Annotated in this window: 17 protein-coding genes; 1 reads left to right on the forward strand and 16 read right to left on the reverse strand. The window is 70.8% G+C overall.

What is annotated here, in order from left to right; all coding sequences use genetic code 11:
• Positions 1-348: 348 nt before the first annotated feature.
• The 16 genes from ACWC24_RS40990 to rsmH all read right to left on the reverse strand — a co-directional run bounded on the left by ACWC24_RS40990 (position 349) and on the right by rsmH (position 18,346).
• A complete protein-coding gene (locus tag ACWC24_RS40990; protein WP_450668014.1) occupies positions 349-1,665 on the reverse strand; it encodes a DivIVA domain-containing protein in 1,317 nt (438 codons plus the stop codon).
• A 52-nt stretch (positions 1,666-1,717) separates the two neighbouring features.
• Positions 1,718-2,008 carry a YggT family protein gene (locus ACWC24_RS40995; RefSeq protein WP_351616792.1) on the reverse strand — a complete coding sequence of 97 codons (291 nt, stop codon included), beginning with the start codon at positions 2,006-2,008 and terminating at the stop codon, positions 1,718-1,720.
• 50 nt (positions 2,009-2,058) lie between these two features.
• Entirely contained in the window at positions 2,059-2,700 is a 642-nt protein-coding gene (locus ACWC24_RS41000; RefSeq protein ID WP_152893968.1) for a cell division protein SepF, read from the reverse strand.
• Between the two features lie 128 nt (positions 2,701-2,828).
• The gene (locus ACWC24_RS41005; protein WP_450668015.1) at positions 2,829-3,548 is read right to left on the reverse strand and encodes a YggS family pyridoxal phosphate-dependent enzyme; all 720 of its coding nucleotides are present in this window, start codon (positions 3,546-3,548) and stop codon (positions 2,829-2,831) included.
• A gap of 6 nt (positions 3,549-3,554) precedes the next feature.
• Positions 3,555-4,292, reverse strand: a complete 738-nt coding sequence (gene pgeF, locus ACWC24_RS41010) for a peptidoglycan editing factor PgeF (RefSeq protein ID WP_450668016.1) — start codon at positions 4,290-4,292, stop codon at positions 3,555-3,557.
• Positions 4,289-5,485 carry a cell division protein FtsZ gene (gene ftsZ / locus ACWC24_RS41015; protein ID WP_450668017.1) on the reverse strand — a complete coding sequence of 399 codons (1,197 nt, stop codon included), beginning with the start codon at positions 5,483-5,485 and terminating at the stop codon, positions 4,289-4,291. The genes pgeF and ftsZ overlap by 4 nt, the downstream gene beginning before the upstream one ends.
• Positions 5,486-5,762: 277 nt before the next feature.
• Complete coding sequence (locus tag ACWC24_RS41020; protein ID WP_450668018.1) at positions 5,763-6,557, reverse strand: cell division protein FtsQ/DivIB; 795 nt, start codon at positions 6,555-6,557, stop codon at positions 5,763-5,765.
• Between the two features lie 26 nt (positions 6,558-6,583).
• Positions 6,584-7,672 (reverse strand): undecaprenyldiphospho-muramoylpentapeptide beta-N-acetylglucosaminyltransferase, encoded by a 1,089-nt coding sequence (gene murG, locus ACWC24_RS41025; RefSeq protein ID WP_450668019.1) that lies wholly within the window; start codon positions 7,670-7,672, stop codon positions 6,584-6,586.
• A 6-nt stretch (positions 7,673-7,678) separates the two neighbouring features.
• Positions 7,679-9,040: a putative lipid II flippase FtsW gene (gene ftsW, locus ACWC24_RS41030; protein ID WP_450668020.1), complete on the reverse strand. Its 1,362-nt coding sequence runs from the start codon at positions 9,038-9,040 to the stop codon at positions 7,679-7,681.
• A 72-nt stretch (positions 9,041-9,112) separates the two neighbouring features.
• Entirely contained in the window at positions 9,113-10,531 is a 1,419-nt protein-coding gene (murD, locus tag ACWC24_RS41035; protein ID WP_450668021.1) for a UDP-N-acetylmuramoyl-L-alanine--D-glutamate ligase, read from the reverse strand.
• Positions 10,513-11,583 carry a phospho-N-acetylmuramoyl-pentapeptide-transferase gene (mraY, locus tag ACWC24_RS41040; RefSeq protein ID WP_450668027.1) on the reverse strand — a complete coding sequence of 357 codons (1,071 nt, stop codon included), beginning with the start codon at positions 11,581-11,583 and terminating at the stop codon, positions 10,513-10,515. The genes murD and mraY overlap by 19 nt, the downstream gene beginning before the upstream one ends.
• On the reverse strand, positions 11,583-13,013 hold the full coding sequence (locus ACWC24_RS41045; RefSeq protein WP_450668022.1) for a UDP-N-acetylmuramoyl-tripeptide--D-alanyl-D-alanine ligase: 1,431 nt from the start codon (positions 13,011-13,013) through the stop codon (positions 11,583-11,585). Before ACWC24_RS41045 ends, mraY begins: the two co-directional genes overlap by 1 nt.
• Before the next feature lie 4 nt (positions 13,014-13,017).
• Complete coding sequence (locus tag ACWC24_RS41050) at positions 13,018-14,673, reverse strand: UDP-N-acetylmuramoyl-L-alanyl-D-glutamate--2,6-diaminopimelate ligase (protein ID WP_450668023.1); 1,656 nt, start codon at positions 14,671-14,673, stop codon at positions 13,018-13,020.
• Positions 14,674-14,742: 69 nt separating this feature from the next.
• Complete coding sequence (locus ACWC24_RS41055) at positions 14,743-16,704, reverse strand: peptidoglycan D,D-transpeptidase FtsI family protein (RefSeq protein ID WP_450668024.1); 1,962 nt, start codon at positions 16,702-16,704, stop codon at positions 14,743-14,745.
• Between the two features lie 5 nt (positions 16,705-16,709).
• On the reverse strand, positions 16,710-17,318 hold the full coding sequence (locus ACWC24_RS41060) for a septum formation initiator family protein (protein WP_450668025.1): 609 nt from the start codon (positions 17,316-17,318) through the stop codon (positions 16,710-16,712).
• Between the two features lie 71 nt (positions 17,319-17,389).
• The gene (rsmH, locus tag ACWC24_RS41065) at positions 17,390-18,346 is read right to left on the reverse strand and encodes a 16S rRNA (cytosine(1402)-N(4))-methyltransferase RsmH (RefSeq protein ID WP_450668026.1); all 957 of its coding nucleotides are present in this window, start codon (positions 18,344-18,346) and stop codon (positions 17,390-17,392) included.
• A gap of 387 nt (positions 18,347-18,733) precedes the next feature.
• On the opposite strand from rsmH, the gene ACWC24_RS41070 reads away from it, so the two are divergent.
• On the forward strand, positions 18,734-19,279 hold the full coding sequence (locus ACWC24_RS41070; RefSeq protein ID WP_375972787.1) for a beta-class carbonic anhydrase: 546 nt from the start codon (positions 18,734-18,736) through the stop codon (positions 19,277-19,279).
• Positions 19,280-19,391 lie beyond the last annotated feature (112 nt).

The following is a 19,391-nucleotide window of genomic DNA, read 5'->3' on the forward strand; positions in this document are numbered from 1 at the left end:
CTACGAATACGCAGGCATCGACACAGCGGCGGATGGCTGACGCACGCTCCGCCTCCACCGGGGCACCCCAACAGCTTGACCAAAGAGATAGGGGCACCCCCCCGGAATCCCCCCAGCCACCGCGCTCGCGCCAGGCACCGCCTGCCGGTCCGGCGACGCCGCGTCCGGCGGACCGGGAGCGGTTCCCGTCGCCGTGACGGCCGGGACCGCTCCCGGCCGTCCTCGTCGCTCGCCGTGCGCGCCCGGCGGCGCACCGTCGTCAACCCGCGTAAAAAGGGCGAGGCCCCGGATCGGAATCCGGGGCCTCGCCCTTGAACGCTGCCGACGCCTAAGGCGTGGGGACGGCCGTCAGTTGTCGTCCTCGTCGATCAGGAACCCACGCATCGGCGAGGGCGCCTGACCCATCGGGGACGGGCCCTGAGGCCGGACCGGGGCCATGGGCTGGGTCATGGCCGGCGTCATCTGCTGCTGACCGCCGTAGGACGGCGGAGCCGGCGACGGCCCACCACCCATGCCCGGACCGGTGCCGTACGACGGGGCGCTCGCGCCGGCCGGTGCCATGGAGGGCGCCGGGGACGGCGGGAGGGACGCGGCCGCCGGGGTACGCGGCGGAGCCAGCGAGTCGTCGGCCTGGGTCTCCAACTGGCGCAGCTGCGACTCCAGGTAGGACTTCAGACGCGTACGGTACTCGCGCTCGAAGCCGCGCAGGTCCTCGACCTTGCGCTCCAGCGTGGCGCGGGCGGACTCCAGGGAGCCCATCGCGACGCGGTGCTTCTCCTGCGCGTCCCGCTCCAGGGCGTCGGCCTTGGCACGGGCGTCACGCTCGAGTCCCTCGGCGCGGCTGCGGGCCTCACCGACGATCTTGTTGGCCTCGGAGCGGGCCTCGGCGATCGCCTGGTCGGCGGTCTGCTGGGCCAGCGAGAGGACACGGGCGGCACTGTCGCCGCCGGGGCCCTGACCGGGGCCGCCCATCGGACCACCCATGGGGCCGCCCATCGGGCCGCCCATGGGGCCGCCCATCTGCTGCATGGGGGGCTGGCCGCCCATCGGACCCTGACCCATCGGACCCTGGCCCATCGGACCGCCCTGGCCCATGGGGCCGGGACCCATCGGACCGCCCTGCCCCATCGGACCGGGACCCATCGGACCGCCCTGACCCATCGGACCGGGACCCATCGGACCGCCCTGCCCCATCGGACCGGGACCCATCGGGCCACCCTGACCCATCGGACCGGGACCCTGCGGACCGCCCTGACCGCCACCAGGGCCGGCGGGCAGCTGCGGCGCACCGCTCGGCAGCTGGGGCGGACCACCCATGGGGCCACCCATCTGCTGCTGCGGCGGGCCCGATATGCCGGCGGGCACAGGACCACCAGGACCACGCATACCCTGCTGGGGCATGCCCTGCGGAGGCATACCCTGCTGGGGCATACCGCCCTGCGGCCCGTCCTGCTCCGGAGGCTTGCGCATGTTCTGCTGGTTCTGGGCAGCAGCGCGCGTCGCCGCGGCCAGTTTGGCGCGCAGGTCCTCGTTCTCGCGGAGCAGTCGGGTCAGTTCGGCTTCGACCTCGTCGAGGAAGGCATCGACCTCGTCCTCGTCATAGCCTTCTCGGAGGCGGACGGTCGTGAACTGCTTGTTCCGCACGTCCTCGGGGGTCAACGGCATCTCTTCACCTCAACGTAGTCATCGGCAGTCGGCAAGACCGTATCGTCCACTGTCACCTCGCGAGACTCCCCACGACGCTGATCAAGATGTAGACGATGATCATCAGTACGAAGAAGGACAGGTCGAGCGCCACGCCCCCGAGACGCAACGGCGGAATGAACCGCCGCAGAAGCTTCAACGGTGGATCAGTGACAGTGTAAGTGGCCTCCAGAACGACCACCATCGCCTTGCCGGGTTGCCACGAGCGGGCGAACTGGAAGACGTAGTCCATGACAAGCCGGAAGATCAGGACGATGAGGAAAAGCAGCAGCGCGTAGTACACCACCTGCGCGAACACGCTCATGACTGGTGCTTCCCTCTCCCCTGTTCCGTACTTCGTTCCGGTCCCACGTCTCAGCTCTGGTTGAAGAACCCGCCCTCTGCGATGCGGGCCTTGTCCTCCGCCGTGACATCGACGTTAGCAGGCGACAACAGGAACACCTTCTGCGTCACCCGCTCGATGCTGCCGTGGAGACCGAACACAAGACCGGCAGCAAAGTCGACAAGTCGCTTCGCGTCCGTGTCGTCCATCTCCGTGAGGTTCATGATCACCGGCGTGCCCTCACGGAAGTGTTCCCCGATGGTACGGGCCTCGTTGTAGGTCCGGGGGTGGAGCGTGGTGATCCGGTACGGCTCTCGTTCCGACACGACCTTGGGCATGATCACCGGGACGTTCTTCTCCAGACTCTGACGTTCTTGTGTGATGGATGCCACGGGTGCGATCCGCGCCGGGCGCCCGGATTCCGCGGCGAGCGAAGCGGCGTGCGGCATCGGGTCACGTGGAGCGGAGGGCTGCACCACTCGTACCGGTTCGTCCCTTTGCGACTGATGTACTCCGTGCAGCGGGTGCGACGGCTCGTGCCGCCGGTGATCCCGCTCGGGCTCCGGGTCCAGTTCGGGTTCGAAGTCGTCGTCGGGGTCGAAGCCCCGGCCGTCGTACCCATCGTCCTCCACGAGGCCGAGGTAGACCGCCATCTTGCGCATCGCGCCGGCCATGCTCTGAGTCCTCCGCTCTGTGGTGGATCCGCTGACGACTGCCAAGTCCCGCGATCCACGTGGCCTTTATGCCCGCCTTTCGGCGGAAATGACCATATTTTCTGCTGTGGTCCGACTTCCTGGCGACGTTACCCGAGCCCGGCACGGACTCCGAGTACCGCGGTGCCGACGCGCACATGTGTCGCCCCTGCCGCCACGGCCTCCTCGAGGTCCGCACTCATCCCTGCCGAGACCATGTTCGCAGCCGGATGGGCTCGGCGCAGGTCGGTCGACAAATCCATCAACCGCTCGAACGCGGCTCGTTGACGTCCCGCGTACTCCCCGGCGAGGGGAGCGACCGTCATGAGCCCGTCGAGGCGCAGTCCGGGCGCCCGGGCGACAAGATCGGCCAACTCTTCGATTCCCGCGGGCGCCACGCCGCCGCGCTCCCCGCGCTCGCGTTCCCCGGCGTCGAGCGCGACCTGGAGGAGACAGCCCAGTTCGCGCCCGGCGCGCTCGGCCTCCTTCGACAGGGCCGTCACGAGCCGGGAACGGTCAACGGATTGCACGACATCCGCATAACCGACCACCGATCGCACCTTGTTGGTCTGCAATTGACCGACGAAATGCCAACTAAGGGGCAGATCGGAACATTCGGCGGCTTTGGGTGCCGCGTCCTGGTCCCGGTTCTCGGCCACGTGCCGCACCCCGAGTCCGGACAGCAGCCGCACATCGCTCGCGGGATAGGTCTTGGTGACCACGATCAGGGTCACCTCTTCGCGCCCGCGGCCCGCGGCCGCGCACGCGGCGGCGATGCGCCGCTCCACCTTCGCCAGGTTTGCGGCGAGTTCGTCGTTACGGTCCGTCATGCCCCATCAGTCCAGCCAGACGTAGCCGGCGAGCCGCCCGGTGGTGCGGTCCCGGCGGTACGAGAAGTGGTCGCCGGACTCGAGCGTGCACACCGGCGACTGCGCCCGGTCGTGCACCCCGAGCCTTTCGAGCTGCGCGTGCACGCCGGCGGTCACATCGACCGCGGGTGTACCCCAGCTCGTCTCCGAGTGCGCCGCCGGTTCGACGGCGGCGACCTCGGCGCGCATCTCCTCCGGCACTTCGTAGCACCGGCCGCAGACGGCGGGTCCGGTGCGGGCGACGATCCGGGCGGGGTCGGCGCCGAGCGACTTCATCGCGTCGACGGCGGCGGGCACGACCCCGGCGACCATGCCGGGACGCCCCGCGTGGGCGGCGGCGACCACCCCGGCCACCGGGTCGGCCAGCAGGACCGGGACGCAGTCGGCGGTGAGCACCGCGAGGGCGAGCCCCCGGGTTGCGGTCACCAGGGCGTCGACCGACGGGACGGGCCCGTCGCCCCAGGGGCGGTCGACCACGGCGACATCGTTGCCGTGCACCTGGTTCATCCAGACCACCCGGGCCGGATCGAGCCCGAGTTCCCGCGCCGCCGACCCGCGGTTGGCGCGGACGGCGTCGGGGTCGTCACCGACCGCGCCGCCGAGGTTGAGCTCCTCGTACGGAACGGCGCTCACCCCGCCCCACCTGTCGGTGAAGGCGAAGTGCGCGCCGTTCGCAGTGCCCGTTACGGAGCGCTGTCCTATCACTTCAGAAAGTCCGGCACGTCGAGCTCCTCGGCCGCGCTGTCCGAGTAGCTCCGCGACGACGGCAGCGGCGGGGCCACCGGGATCTCCTTCACGGGCTCCGGAGCGGGCTCCGGCTCCTCCTTGGGCGTGACACTGCCCAGGGAGCCGAAGGACGGGCGGCTCTCGGGCTGGCGGACGGGAGCGGGCTCCTCGCGCCGGGCCGGGGCCGAGGACGCGCCGAGGACGTTGTCCCGGCGCGCGGGCGGCTGACCGCCGTCGAAGCCGGCCGCGATCACGGTGACCCGCACCTCGTCGCCCAGGGCGTCGTCGATGACCGCGCCGAAGATGATGTTGGCCTCGGGGTGGGCCGCCTCGCTGACGAGCTGGGCCGCCTCGTTGATCTCGAACAGACCGAGGTCGGAGCCGCCGGAGATGGACAGCAGGACGCCCCGGGCGCCGTCGATGGAGGCTTCCAGCAGCGGCGAGGAGATCGCCATCTCGGCCGCCGCCACCGCGCGGTCGTCGCCGCGGGCCGAGCCGATGCCCATGAGGGCCGAACCCGCCTCGGACATGACCGACTTGACGTCGGCGAAGTCGAGGTTGATCAGACCGGGGGTGGTGATGAGGTCCGTGATGCCCTGGACGCCGGAGAGCAGGACCTGGTCCGCCGACTTGAAGGCGTCGAGGACCGAGACCTGGCGGTCCGAGATGGACAGCAGTCGGTCGTTCGGGATGACGATGAGGGTGTCGACCTCTTCGCGGAGTTCCGCGATGCCGTCCTCGGCCTGGTTGGCGCGGCGCCGGCCCTCGAAGGTGAAGGGGCGGGTGACCACGCCGATGGTGAGGGCGCCCAGCGAGCGGGCGATGTTGGCCACGACGGGCGCGCCGCCGGTGCCGGTGCCGCCGCCCTCTCCGGCGGTCACGAAGACCATGTCGGCCCCCTTGAGGACCTCCTCGATCTCCTCGCGGTGGTCCTCGGCGGCCTTGCGGCCGACTGCCGGGTTGGCTCCGGCCCCGAGGCCGCGCGTGAGTTCCCGGCCGACGTCGAGCTTGACGTCGGCGTCGCTCATCAACAACGCCTGCGCGTCGGTGTTGATGGCGATGAACTCGACGCCCTTGAGACCGACCTCGATCATCCGGTTGATGGCATTGACACCACCGCCGCCGACACCGATGACTTTGATGACTGCGAGGTAGTTCTGCGGTGCTGCCACGTCGAAGGCCTCTCGCCTCGAGTTACGTGTCGCCGCCTCGCCGTGTCGCGATCCGACGACTGATGCCGAATGGGGACGGTCCGTAGCGCCGACCCGAACCCTAACGTTGAAGTTTAGGGTTACCAGTATGTCTGTTCTCTGGAGTCTTCTGAACAGGACACTAAGTCGACAAGCGGCGCGCGTTCAACGAACACGCCGAACCTCCCGTTTTTCTTTTCACCCTATGTGATCAGGCGTAGCGCTGCCCAACCAGGGTGCTGGCCTGCGCCGATGTACGTCAACTGAGCACTGAGGCGGGGGCGGTGGGAACGCTGACATCGAAGTGCCGCGCCCCGGGTGCCGCTTTCATCAGTGCAGTGAGAGTACGGGCCTTCGTGCCGCCGTGTTCACCGCTGCCCCACGCGACCGACCGTCCGGCGGTCAACTCCAGCGAGATGTCGTCGTAGGAAAGCACCTTGAGGGTCCGGGTCTCGCGCGCGACGGCGGCCGGCAGGTCCCCCGCGACCCGCACGGCCTCGCGCACGAGCCGGTCCTCGCCGAAGCGCCGCAGACTCGCGGCCGCCGAACCCGGCCGGGAAAGCGACAATTCGAGCATCGGAACGCCTTTCGGCGCCTCGGAAACCGTGGCGAAACGGACGCCGTCGTCGTCCACTTCGACATAGGAGGAGCCCTTTCGGACCAGAAGGACCGGAGAGCGTTCGATCACTTTCAGCCCGATTCCATGGGGCCAGGAACGGACCGCATCAACCGAGTCAATTCGGGGCAATTTCCGGCGAAGTCGCGCCTCGATCGCATCGGTATCGACCGAAATAAGCGGTGCCCCGACGGGAACGTCCGCAGCCTCGCGTACCTGTTCCGGCGTGAGCACGGCGGTGCCCGAGACCGAGACATGCTCCACCCGCAGCCACTGCGAGCCGTACAGCACCCAGACGCAACCCGCGCCCAGGAGCACGGAACCGACCAGCATGAAGATGATCACACGAAGCCGGCGCCGCCCGAACCTCCGGACGAGGGGCGGGCCGGACGGCTCCTGCTGACGTTCACCGCGCTCGGCGGTGGTGGGTCCGGCCACGCTCCCTGCCCTTTCGTCATCCGCGCCTAACGGCCCGCGGCGATCGCCTCGTAGACCAGACCGACGAGCAGTTCGTCGGCGTTCCGGCGGCCGAACTCGCTGGCGATGCTGGACATCTCGTACAGCCGGTGCGGGTCGGCGAGCACGGGCAGCACGTGCTCGCGCACCCACTCCGGGGTGAGTTCCGCGTCGTCGACGAGGAGACCGCCGCCCGCCTTGACCACCGGCTGGGCGTTCAGCCGCTGTTCGCCGTTGCCGATGGGCAACGGGACGTAGGCGGCCGGGAGCCCGACGGCACAGAGTTCGGCGACGGTCATCGCGCCCGCGCGGCACAGCATCATGTCGGCCGCGGCGTAGGCGAGATCCATCCGGTCCACGTACGGTACCGGCACATAGGGCGGCATCCCCGGCATCTGCTGCACCTGCGGCAGTTCGTTCTTCGGGCCGACCGCGTGCAGGATCTGGATGCCCGCCTGCTGGAGCCAGGGCGCGACCTGCTGGATCACCTCGTTGAGGCGGCGGGCGCCCTGCGAGCCGCCGGAGACGAGCAGCGTCGGCAGGTTGGGGTCGAGTCCGAAGGCCGCGCGGGCCTGCGGGCGTACGGCGGCCCGGTCGAGGGTGGCGATGGAGCGGCGCAGCGGGATGCCGATGTAGTGGGCGTCGCGCAGCTTGCTGTCCGGGGTGGATACGGCGACCCTGGCCGCGTACCGCGAGCCGATCTTGTTGGCCAGGCCGGGGCGCGCGTTGGCCTCGTGGATCACGATCGGCACACCGAGGCGCTTGGCGGCCAGGTAGCCGGGCAGGGCGACGTAGCCGCCGAAGCCGACGACGCAGTCGGCCTTGGTGCGCTCCAGGATCTGCTCGGCCGCCTTGATCGTCCCGCGCAGCCGGCCCGGGACGGTGATCAGCTCGGGGGTCGGCTTGCGCGGCAGCGGCACGGCCGGGATCAGCGCGAGGTCGTAGCCCCGCTCCGGGACGAGTCGGGTCTCCAGGCCCCGCTCCGTGCCCAGCGCCGTGATCCCCACGGTGGGGTCCTGCCTGCGCAGGGCGTCCGCGAGGGCGAGCGCGGGCTCGATGTGGCCGGCGGTCCCCCCACCAGCGAGTACGACATGCACCGAAATTCACCGCTCTCCGGACGTGCGCGCCGCCGAGGCACGCCGTCGCATCGTGTTCCATCTCCGAGGCCCCCGGTCGGGCGCAGGGCCTCCAGCCCGCTTTCTACCAAAGCGGGGCTGTCGCATCGCAAGCGCCGCCCGCGCGGCGGGCTCGTCACGCGCGAAGGCGATCAGCAACCCGACGGCGAACATGGTCGGCAGCAGGGCGGACCCTCCGTAGGAGAACAGCGGGAGAGGAACCCCGGCGATCGGCAGCAGGCCGAGCACCGCACCGATGTTGATCACCGCCTGTGCGACGATCCACGTGGTCACGCCTCCCGCGGCATACCTGACGAAGGGATCCTCCGTGCGTCCGGCCACGCGGATACCCGCATAGCCTAGAGCCGCGAACAGGGCGAGCACCGACAGCGTCCCCGCCAGGCCCAGTTCCTCACCGGTGACGGCAAAGATGAAGTCCGTGTGCGCTTCGGGCAGTTGTCCCCATTTCTCCACACTTGCCCCGAGTCCGGATCCGAAGATCCCGCCGGAAGCGAGGGCGTAGATGCCGTGCACGGCCTGCCAGCAGTCGACGGGTCCGCTCTGCGGCTCGGTGGCGCCGATGCAGGAGAGCCGGGCCATCCGGTTGGGGCTCGTCTTGATGAGGATCACCCCGATCGTGGCCGCGATCGACAGCACGCCCACGAACAGCCTGGTCGGTGCGCCCGCCAGCCACAGCAGCCCGAACAGGATCGCCGTCAGGATGATCGCGGTGCCCATGTCGCCGCCGAGCATGATCAGCCCGAGCAGCAGGAAGGCCACCGGCACGAGCGGCACGAGCATGTGCTTCCACTGGGCCAGCAGCTTCTTGTCGTGTTTGCGCGCGATGAGGTCGGCGCCCCACAGCACCAGGGCGAGCTTGCCGAACTCGCTGGGCTGGATCTGGAAGGAGCCGCCGAGGGAGAGCCAGTTCTGGTTGCCGTTGACCGCGACTCCTATCCCCGGCACCTGCACCAACGCCATCAGGAAGACGGCTCCGGCGAGGATCGGGTAGGCCAGCGCGCGGTGCAGTTTCACCGGCATCCGGGAGGCGAGCAGCAGCAGTCCGGCGCCGATGGAGGCGGCCAGGAACTGTTTGCGAAAGAAGAACGAGCCGGGCAGCGCCATCTGCAGAGCCGTGATCTGGGAGGCCGAGTAGACCATCACCAGACCCAGCACGGTGATCAGCAGGCTGCCGCCGAGGATCAGGTAGTACGCCGTCAGCGGCCGGTCCCAGGCCTTGAGGGCGCGCAGATGCAGAACGCGCAGCGGGTTGTCACGCGGGCCCCTGGAGCCGGGCGGCAGCCGTACGGCCCGCTGCGCGGGCGGACGCCCGGTACGGCTACCGGGCATCCGTGGCTCCGCTGTACGTCGGCCTCGACGGTCGCACGCGTCCCTCCCAGGGTCGCCCGGCAGCAGGCGGGGTCAGGCGCCGAGTTCGCGAACCGCCTCCGCGAACGCGTCGCCGCGCTTGTTGTAGTTGGCGAACATGTCCATCGAGGCGCAGGCCGGGGCCAGCAGCACCGTGTCGCCGGCGGTGGCGAGCCGCCGCGCTTCCCGGACAGCCGCGAGCATCGCCCCAGTGTCGGTCCGGTCGAGGTCGACGACCGGTACTTCCGGGGCGTGTCGCGCCAGGGCTTCCCGGATCAGGGCGCGGTCCGCGCCGATGAGCACGACGCCGCGAAGATGCTTCGCCGACTTCGCGACGAGTTCGTCGAAGGTCGCGCCCTTCGCCAGTCCGCCCGCGATCCACACGATCGACTCGTAGGCGGCCAAAGAGGCTTCCGCGGCATGGGTGTTGGTCGCCTTGGAGTCGTCGACGTAGGCGACGCCGTCCAGGTCCGCCACGTGCGCGATGCGGTGGGCGTCCGGGGTGAAGGCCCGCAGGCCGTCCCGTACGGCCTTGGCGGGCACCCCGAAGGCGCGCGCGAGGCCCGCCGCCGCAAGGGCGTTGGCGATGTTGTGCGGGGCGGGCGGGTCGACGTCCGCCACCTCCGCCAGCTCCTGGGCGTTCTTCTGCCGGTTCTCGACGAAGGCGCGGTCGACCAGGATGCCTTCCACCACGCCGAGTTGGGAGGGACCCGGGGTGCCGAGCGTGAAGCCGACGGCCCGGCAGCCCTCCTCGACGTCCGCCGCGCGCACCAGGTTCTCGGTGGCCTCGTCGGCCACGTTGTAGACGCAGGCGATCCGATTGCCCTCGTAGATACGGCCCTTGTCGGCGGCGTACGCCTCCATGGAGCCGTGCCAGTCGAGGTGGTCGGGGGCGAGGTTGAGGACGGCGGCCGAGTGGGCGCGCAGCGAGGGCGCCCAGTGCAGCTGGTAGCTCGACAGCTCGACCGCGAGGACGTCGTACTGCTCGTCGCCGAGGACCGCGTCGAGCAGGGAGACGCCGATGTTGCCGACCGCCGCCGTGCGCAGGCCCGCCGCCTTCAGGATGGAGGCGAGCATCTGGACGGTGGTGGTCTTGCCGTTGGTGCCGGTGACGGCCAGCCAGGGGGCGGCGTCCGGGCCCCGCAGCCGCCACGCCAGTTCGACGTCGCCCCAGACGGGGACGCCGGCCTGCGCGGCGGCGGCGAACAGCGGCTTGTCCGGCTTCCAGCCGGGCGCGGTGACGACGAGTTCGGTGCCTTCGGGCAGGGTGTCCCCGTCACCGAGGCGCACGGTGATGCCGAGCGCCTCCAGTTCCGCCGCCTGGGCGCGGGCGCGTTCGTCGTCGCCGTCGTTGACGACGGTGACCTTCGCGCCGAGCCCGTGCAGCACCTTGGCCGCCGGGACGCCGGAGACGCCCAGTCCGGCGACGGTGACGTTCTTCCCCTGCCAGTCGGTCACTTGTCCGCTGCCCATCCCGCGTAGAAGAGGCCGAGTCCGACGATCACACAGATGCCCTGGATGATCCAGAATCGGACCACCACAAGTACCTCGGACCAGCCCTTGAGTTCGAAGTGGTGCTGGAGTGGCGCCATCCGGAAGACGCGCTTGCCGGTCAGCCGGAAGGAGCCGACCTGGATGACGACCGACATGGTGATGAGGACGAACAGGCCGCCGAGGATGGCGATCAGCAGCTCGGTGCGGGAGCAGATCGCGAGACCCGCGAGCACACCGCCGAGCGCCAGCGAACCGGTGTCACCCATGAAGATCTTGGCCGGCGACGTGTTCCACCACAGGAAGCCCAGGCAGGAACCCATCAGCGCGGAGGCGATGACCGCGAGGTCCAGCGGGTCGCGCACCTCGTAGCAGGCGTTCGGGTTCGTCAGCGTCATCGAGTTGGCGCAGGACTCCTGGAACTGCCAGACGCCGATGAACGTGTAGGCGCCGAAGACCAGGACGGAGGCGCCGGTGGCCAGTCCGTCCAGACCGTCGGTCAGGTTCACGCCGTTGGACATCGCCAGGATCATGAACAGCGCCCAGACGACGAACAGCACCGGGCCGATCGTCCAGCCGAAGTCCGTGATGAACGACAGCTTGGTGGAGGCCGGGGTCTGGTTGCGGCCGTCCGCGAACTGGAGCGAGAGCACCGCGAAGGCGATACCGACGATCAGCTGGCCGGCCATCTTCGCCTTGGCCCGCAGACCGAGCGAGCGCCGCTTGACGATCTTGATGTAGTCGTCGAGGAAGCCCACCAGGCCCATGCCGAACATCAGGCCCAGCACCAACAGGCCCGAGTAGGTGGGCGCGTAGCCGGTGATGACCTTGGAGAGGAAGTACGCGGCGATCGTCGAGAGGATGAAGGCGATACCGCCCATCGTCGGCGTACCGCGCTTGCTCGCGTGCTCCCGCGGGCCGTCGTCGCGGATGTACTGCCCGTAGCCCTTGCGGGCGAGGAGCTTGATCAGCAGCGGGGTGCCGATCAGGGTCAGGAAGAGGCCAATGACTCCTGAGAACAGGATCTGCTTCATCATCGGGCGGCAACCTCACCCTCGGCACCGCTCTCGAGCAGCGCCTGCGCCACGCTCTCGAGACCGACCGACCGGGACGCCTTCACGAGTACGACGTCTCCCGGGCGCAACTCGCTGCGCAACAGGTCGACCGCCGCCTGTGCGTCGGACACGTGCACCGACTCCTCACCCCACGAACCCTCGTTATATGCGCCCAGTTGCAGCCAGGCGGCTTCCCTGCCCCCGACCGCGACGAGCTTGCCGACATTGAGCCGGACGGCAAGCCGTCCGACCGCGTCGTGCTCGGCGAGAGCCTCGTCCCCGAGCTCGGCCATCTTGCCGAGCACCGCCCACGTACGACCCCCTTGAGCCTGAGCGGCCTTGCCCATCGCCGCGAGCGCGCGCAAGGCGGCTCGCATGGACTCGGGGTTCGCGTTGTAGGCGTCGTTGACGACCGTCACGCCGTCCGGGCGCTCCGTGACCTCCATGCGCCAACGGGAGAGGGAGCCCGCCTCGGAGAGCGCGGTGGCGATCTCTTCCACGGACATGCCCAGCTCATGGGCGACGGCGGCCGCGGCGAGCGCGTTCGACACGTGATGCTCACCGTACAGGCGCATGGTCACATCACTGCACCCGGAGGGTGTGTGAAGGCTGAAGGCGGGCTGTCCGCTGTCCGTGAGTCGCACGTTCTCGGCGCGAACGTCCGCTTCGTCGGACTCTCCGAAATAGACCACCTTCGCCTTCGTACGGGAGGCCATGGCCCGCACCAGGGGGTCGTCGGCGTTGAGGACCGCGATGCCGCCGTCCTCGGCCGGCGGCAGCGCCTCCACGAGTTCGCCCTTCGCCTGGGCGATCTGCTCGCGGCCGCCGAACTCCCCGATGTGGGCGGTGCCGACGTTCAGCACGAGGCCGATCCTCGGCGGCGTCAGGCCGGCCAGGTAGCGGATGTGGCCGATCCCGCGGGCGCCCATCTCCAGGACCAGGAACCTGGTCTCCTCGGTGGCGGCGAGCGCCGTCAGCGGCAGCCCGATCTCGTTGTTGAGCGAGCCGGGCGTCCACACCGTGGGGGCGTGGCGCTGGAGCACCTGCGCGATCAGGTCCTTGGTACTGGTCTTGCCCGCCGAGCCGGTGAGGGCGACGAGGGTGGCACCGAGCTCGCGCACGACGTGCCGTGCGAGGGCGCCGATGGCCGCCTGGACGTCCTCCACCACGATGGCGGGGACCCCGACGGGCCGGGACGCCAGCACGGCGGCGGCACCGGCCTCGACGACCGCGTGCGCGAAGTCGTGGCCGTCCACGCGTTCACCGACGAACGCGACGAACAGGCTGCCTGGCACCACCTCTCGGGAGTCCCGGACGACCGGTCCGGTCACCTGGACGGACGGATCCGGTATGTCGTACGTCTGCCCGCCGACGACTGCTGCGATCTCGGCGAGGGAGAGGGCGATCACAAGTTCATCCCTGGGTCTTCTGGATAGCTTCGCGGAGCACCTGGCGGTCGTCGAAGGGACGGACCACTCCGGCGATGTCCTGGCCCTGCTCATGGCCCTTGCCCGCGACCAGCAGGGTGTCCCCGGGCCGGGCCCGGGAGACGGCGGCGGCGATCGCGGCGGCCCGGTCCTCGAACAGGAGCACCTCGCCTCTCTCGTGCGCGGGCACGGAGGCCGCGCCCTCGAGCATGCTCGCCAGGATCGCCAGGGGATCCTCGGAGCGGGGGTTGTCCGAGGTCAGTACGGCCGTGTCGGCGAGCCGGGCGGCCGCGGCGCCCATCGGCCGCCGCTTGGTGGTGTCCCGGTCGCCGCCGCAGCCGAGCACGATGTGCAGCCGGCCCTTGGTGACCTTGCGCAGGGCGCGCAGCACCGATTCGACGGCGTCGGTCTTGTGGGCGTAGTCGACGACCGCGAGGTACGGCTGTCCGGCGTCCACCCGCTCCAGGCGGCCCGGCACCCCCGGCACCGCGGCGACGCCGTCGGCCGCGGTCTGCGGGTCGAGCCCCGCGACGGCGAGGGCGACGATCGCGGCCAGGGTGTTGGCGACGTTGAAGGGACCCGGCAGCGGGGACCGGGCGGTGATCCGCTGCCCCTCGGGGCCGGTCACGGTGAACGTGGAGTCCATGGGTCCGACGTGGACGTCCTCCGCGCGCCAGTCCGCGTCCGGGTCGCCCTCGGCGGAGAAGGTGACGACCGGGACGGTCGCCTCCCGCGCCAGCCTGCGGCCGTAGGCGTCGTCGAAGTTGACCACGCCCAGCCTGCTGCGCCGCGGGGTGAACAACTGCGCCTTGGCCTGGAAGTAGTCCTCCATGTCGGAGTGGAACTCCATGTGCTCCGGGCTGAGGTTGTTGAAGACGGCGATGTCGAAGACACAGCCGTCGACGCGGCCGAGCACCAGGGCGTGGCTGGAGACCTCCATGGCGACCGCCTCGACGCCGCGTTCGCGCATGACCGCGAACAGGGCCTGGAGGTCGGTGGCCTCGGGGGTGGTGCGCTCGGACTTGATGCGCTCGTCGCCGATGCGCATCTCGACGGTGCCGATCAGCCCGGTGGCGCGGTCGGCCTTCAGACCGCCCTCGACCAGGTAGGCCGTGGTGGTCTTGCCGGAGGTTCCGGTGATGCCGATCTGGAGCAGGTCCCGGCCGGGACGGCCGTAGATCGTGGCGGCCAGCTCGCCCATCCGGCCGCGCGGGTCGTCGGCGACCAGCACCGGCAGGCCGGTGGCGGCGGCCCGTTCGGCGCCGGCGGGATCGGTCAGGACGGCGACCGCGCCGAGACCGGCCGCCTGGACGACGAAGTCGGCGCCGTGGGCGCGGGCGCCCGGCAGGGCGGCGTAGAGGTCGCCGGGACGGACGGCCCGCGAGTCATGGGTGATGCCCGTGATCGCGGCGGTGTCGTTCGGAGCGGCGGCGCCCAGCTGATCGGCGAGCTCCGCGAGGGGTGTTGCGGAGACCTGGACCGGCCGGGGCGGGCCCGGATATGTCACGGGAACGCCCTTCTGGGTGGTTTGGGACTGATCAGCGTGTGGCACGGCGGTGAGCGTACCGGGCGCACCCGCTTGCGAGCGAAGCGAGGGGCCTGGCGCGCCCTGGTTCCCCGGCTGGGGAGTGATCATGGTCACGGGCTGGTTTCCTGGCTGGTTCGGTGCTGGGCGGTACGGGTTTCCGGGCCGGTCAGGGTGCCGGCCGGGTCAGGGTGTGAAGTCGACGGGGAGGCTGGCGGGCTTCGCCCCGGTGGGCGGGACCTGAAGGGTCTTCAGGGCGAACTCCATCACCTGCTTGTAGATGGGGCCGCAGATCTGACCGCCGAAGTAGTTGCCCTCGGTGGCGTTCTGGATCGCGCAGTAGACGGTGACGCGCGGCTTGTCCGCGGGAGCGAATCCGGCGAACGACGACGTGTATCCCTTGTACTTGCCGGTGGCCGGATCCACGCGGTTGGCCGTACCGGTCTTGCCCGCGACACGGTAGCCCGGGATACGCGCCTTGGCGCCGGTGCCGTGCTCGTCGTCCACGACCGACTCCAGCATCTGGGCGAGGCTCTTGGCGGTCTTGGCGCTGATGACCCGGGTCTTCTTCGGCTGGGCGGCGGGGGCGAAGCGTCCGTCCGCCCCCTTCGTGCCGCGCACCAGCGTGGGCTCGACGCGGACGCCGCCGTTGGCGATCGTCGAGTAGACGGAGGCCGCCTGCATGGCGTTGACGGACACGCCCTGACCGAAAGGAATCGTGTACTGCTGCGATGTCGACCAGTCGTCCGGCGCGGCGAGGATGCCCTTGGTCTCGCCAGGGAAGTCGAGTCCGGTGTAGGCACCGATGCCGAACTTGCGCAGATAGGAGTAGAGGACCCGGTTGGCCTCGGGCTGCGTCGTGCCGAGCTGGCCGGTGGCGAGGATCGTGCCGATGTTGCTGGATCTGGCGAGCACGCCGTTGAGCGTGAGGTACCACGTCTCGTGGTCCATGTCGTCCTTGAAGAGCCGGTCGCCGCGGTGCAGCCGGTTGGGCACGGTGACATGGGTCAGGGGGGTGGCCGCGTTCTCCTCCAGCACGGCGGCCATCGACATGACCTTGGCGGTGGAGCCGGGCTCGTAGGCGTCCTGGACGGCCGCGTTGCCGAGGGCCGCGGGATCGGCCTTGGTCAGGTCGTTGGGGTCGAAGCCGGGCGAGTCGGCCATGGCGAGGATCTCGCCGGTCCGGGTGTCCTGCACGATCACGTACCCGCGGTCCGCCTTGGACTTCTTCACCTGCTCGGTGATGGCGTTCTGCGCGGCCCACTGGATGTCGCGGTCGATGGTGAGCTCGATGTCGCTGCCGGACACGGCGGGCGTCTCGGTGGAGCCCGCGGTCGGCACCTGGCGGCCGCCGGACTGGGCGTAGCGGATCTTGCCGTCCTTGCCGGTCAGCGCCTTGTTCAGCTGCTGTTCGATACCGCCGCCGCCCTTGCCGTCGGCGTTGACCCAGCCCAGTATCCCGGCGGCGAGGTCGCCGTTGGGGTAGACGCGCCTGGTGGTGGGGTCGGCGAAGACCCCGGCCAGCACGTTGACCGTGGTGTCGTCCGTCTGCGCCTTCTTGGCCAGCGCCGCCTTCAGGTCCTTGATCTGCGTCCAGACCTGCGGGGTCTGCCGGCCGGCGAGCCTGACGTACTGGAGCTTCTTGTCCTTGGGCCTGAGCTTCTTGACGAGATCGGCCTGTTCCAGGCCGAGGATCGGGGCGAGCAGCGCCGCCGCCCGCTCCGGCCCGTCGCCGATCTTCAGCTGCTTGCCGGTGAACATCGTGGGGTCGGCGGTGATGTCGTACGCGTCCACGCTGGCGGCCAGGGCGACGCCGTTGCGGTCGGTGATCCCGCCGCGCTCGGCGGCCAGGGTGTGCACGACGTAGCGGTTCTGCTCGGCCTTGGCGGCGTAGGCGTCGGCGTCGACGGCCTGCACCTGGAGCAGTCGTACGACGAACGCGATCAGCACCAGGGTCAGCGCGAGGCCGATCATGCGCAGCCGGGGACGGGGGCTGCCCAGCCGCAGCGCCTGCGGCCGGGCGGGCCGGGCCGGGGCGGGCCGGCGGGCCGGCCGGGCCCCGGGGCCGGGTCGCCGCCGGGTCGCGGCCGGGCGGACGGGCCTGGCCGGGCCGGGCACGCGGCGGCGTGGCGGTTCCCTGTCGGACACTTCCGTCACCTACCGAGGGGTGTGGTCGGGGCGGGGGTCGCACTCGGGGCGGGGGTCGCGCTCGGGCCGGCCGGCGCGCCGGAGGCGGTGGTCGTCGCCGGGGCCGGCGAGGCGGCGGACGCGGGGGTCGTCACAGGGGCGGGCGGGGCGGCGGACGCGGGGGTCGTCACCGGGGCGGGCGGGGCGGCGGACGCGGAGGCGGCCGCCTCCGGGGGGCGCAGCGCGAGGGGGAGTTCGGCGGAGGACTGCCGGGGCGCGGCCGACGGGACGCCCTTCACGGTGCCGTCCCGGTTCAGGAAGGCCGGGTCGCCGCCGGGGACCATGCCGAGTTCGCGGGCGCGGCGCTGGAGGGCGTCGGGGGCGGAGTAGGAGTCCACGTCCCGCTGGAGCGCCTGTTCCTCGTCGGTGAGGTTCTTGGTGTCGGTCTTCAGGTCGTCCAGTCGGAACGAGCCTTCGCTGAGCGCCGAGTTCAGCACGAGGAGACCGATGAGGCCGCCGCCGAGCAGGAGGACGACGAGGAGGACGAACGGGGTCCGGGCCGCCCGGCCCCGGCCCGCGGGAATGAGCCGGGCGAGCCGGGCGGCCCGCCCCTTCAGCTCGGGTTTCCTGCTCACACGCCCTCCGCCCGGTGGGGTTGCGGACCCGGGTCCGCGGCCGGGCCGGCCGGGCCGCCGCTGAGCCGGCGTCACTCGACGTCCTCCCGGATGCGCTCGGCCCCGCGCAGGCGGGCCGGGGCGGCCCGCCGGTTCTCGGCGACCTCCGCCTCGGTGGGAAGTTCGGCGCCGCGCGTCAGCAGCTTGAGCCGGGGCTGGTAGCGCTCGGGCACGACCGGCAGCCCGGGCGGCGCGGTGGTCGCGGCACCGGCCGCGAACACCTGCTTGACCAGGCGGTCCTCCAGCGAGTGGTACGACAGGACGGCGATCCGGCCGCCCACGTCGAGCGACTTCACGGCCGCCGGGATCGCCCGTTCCAGGACGGACAGTTCGCCGTTGACCTCGATCCGCAGGGCCTGGAAGGTCCGCTTGGCCGGGTTGCCGCCGGTGCGCTTGGCGGCCTGCGGCAGCGCGTCCCGGATCAGCTCCACCAGCCGTGCGCTGTTGCTGAACGGCTCCTTCTCGCGCTCGCGCACGATCGCGCTCACGATCCGCTTGGCCTGCTTCTCCTCGCCGTAGGCCCGCAGGATCCGGACGAGCTCACCGGGCGGGTAGGTGTTGAGGACCTCGGCGGCGCTCATGCCGGTCGTCTGGTCCATCCGCATGTCGAGCGGCGCGTCCTGGGCGTAGGCGAAGCCCCGGTCGGCCTCGTCGAGCTGCATGGAGGAGACGCCGAGGTCGAACAGGACGCCCTGGACGCGAGGGACGCCGAGCCGGTCGAGGACGTCGGGCAGTTCGTCGTAGACCGCGTGCACGAGGGTGGCGCGTTCGCCGAAGGGGGCGAGCCGCTCACCGGACAGGCGCAGGGCCTCCTTGTCGCGGTCGAGGGCGACGAGCCGGGCCTCGGGGAACTGCGTCAGCAGGGCCTCGCTGTGTCCGCCGAGGCCGAGGGTGCAGTCGACGACCACCGCTCCCGGGCGCCCGAGCGCGGGGGCCAACAGGTCCAGGCACCGCTGGAGCATCACCGGGACGTGTCGACTCTGGCTCAAGGGGCCCTCTCAGGTCCGGCGCGGCCCACGCACCGCCGGGTCCCCACCCTCCCCCCAGCCGGGAGCGGGAGGAGGCCGAGCCGTACGTACGCGCCGCGCACGTGGGGAGATCTCCGGACAGCGCGCCGGGGTCTTCGGGGGTATCCAGTGCAGCAGGGAAGGTCTCGCCTCCCGCTTCGCGTCACTTTAGTCCACCGGGTGGCCCGGTCAATCAACCGGCCTGCGCGTCGCGTGCCGGTGTGCTCGCGAAGCGGCGGACCGGGGAAAATCACCCCCGCGGAGGCACAGGCACCACCTGTGTGGGTTAGCTCACAAGAGGACACAATGGATCCCATTTCCCCCTCTCGTACCGCGACGGGACCGGCGGTGACCAGTACGGTCATAACCATGACGCCTTCTGCATCGGTTCCCACCGGCTCCGGGCCGGCCATATCCGGCGGTACCGTGACCGACCGCCTGGTCGAGGCGAACGGCCAGTACGCCGCCGCGTTCACCGACCCCGGCATGGACGCCCGTCCCGTCCTGCGTGTCGCCGTCGTGGCCTGCATGGACGCCCGTCTCGACCTGCACGCAGCGCTCGGCCTGAATCTGGGCGACTGCCACACGATCCGCAACGCGGGCGGTGTGGTCACCGACGACGTGATCCGCTCCCTCACCATCAGTCAGCGCGCGCTGGGCACCCGCAGCGTCGTGCTCATCCACCACACCGGCTGCGGTCTGGAGACCCTCACCGAGGAGTTCCGCCACGATCTGGAGATGGAGGTCGGCCAGCGCCCCGCCTGGGCGGTGGAGGCGTTCCGGGACGTCGAACAGGACGTGCGCCAGTCCATGCAGCGCGTGCGCACCTCGCCGTTCCTGCTGCACACCGACGACGTGCGCGGCTTCGTCTTCGACGTGAAGACCGGCCTGTTGCGTGAGACGGACCCGGCCTAGGCCCGTATCAACCCCCGTAAGAGCTCCGAACAAAAGTGGGGCCCGGCGGGCGGCGCCCGGCACGCGCTCCCCCAGAGGGGGGACCCCCAGCGGCGTTGCCGAAAGGCCCTGG

The sequence above is a fragment of the Streptomyces sp. NPDC001443 genome, from assembly GCF_053597355.1.

What these genes read in the sequence shown, in the direction of transcription:
- mraY (WP_450668027.1), bottom strand. Translation starts at nt 11,583, where the DNA reads ATGAAGCAGATCCTGTTCTCAGGAGTCATTGGCCTCTTCCTGACCCTG.
- ACWC24_RS40990 (WP_450668014.1), bottom strand. Translation starts at nt 1,665, where the DNA reads ATGCCGTTGACCCCCGAGGACGTGCGGAACAAGCAGTTCACGACCGTC.
- ACWC24_RS41005 (WP_450668015.1), bottom strand. Translation starts at nt 3,548, where the DNA reads ATGACGGACCGTAACGACGAACTCGCCGCAAACCTGGCGAAGGTGGAG.
- ACWC24_RS41000 (WP_152893968.1), bottom strand. Translation starts at nt 2,700, where the DNA reads ATGGCCGGCGCGATGCGCAAGATGGCGGTCTACCTCGGCCTCGTGGAG.
- ACWC24_RS41070 (WP_375972787.1), top strand. Translation starts at nt 18,734, where the DNA reads ATGACGCCTTCTGCATCGGTTCCCACCGGCTCCGGGCCGGCCATATCC.
- murD (WP_450668021.1), bottom strand. Translation starts at nt 10,531, where the DNA reads ATGGGCAGCGGACAAGTGACCGACTGGCAGGGGAAGAACGTCACCGTC.
- ACWC24_RS40995 (WP_351616792.1), bottom strand. Translation starts at nt 2,008, where the DNA reads ATGAGCGTGTTCGCGCAGGTGGTGTACTACGCGCTGCTGCTTTTCCTC.
- ftsW (WP_450668020.1), bottom strand. Translation starts at nt 9,040, where the DNA reads ATGCCCGGTAGCCGTACCGGGCGTCCGCCCGCGCAGCGGGCCGTACGG.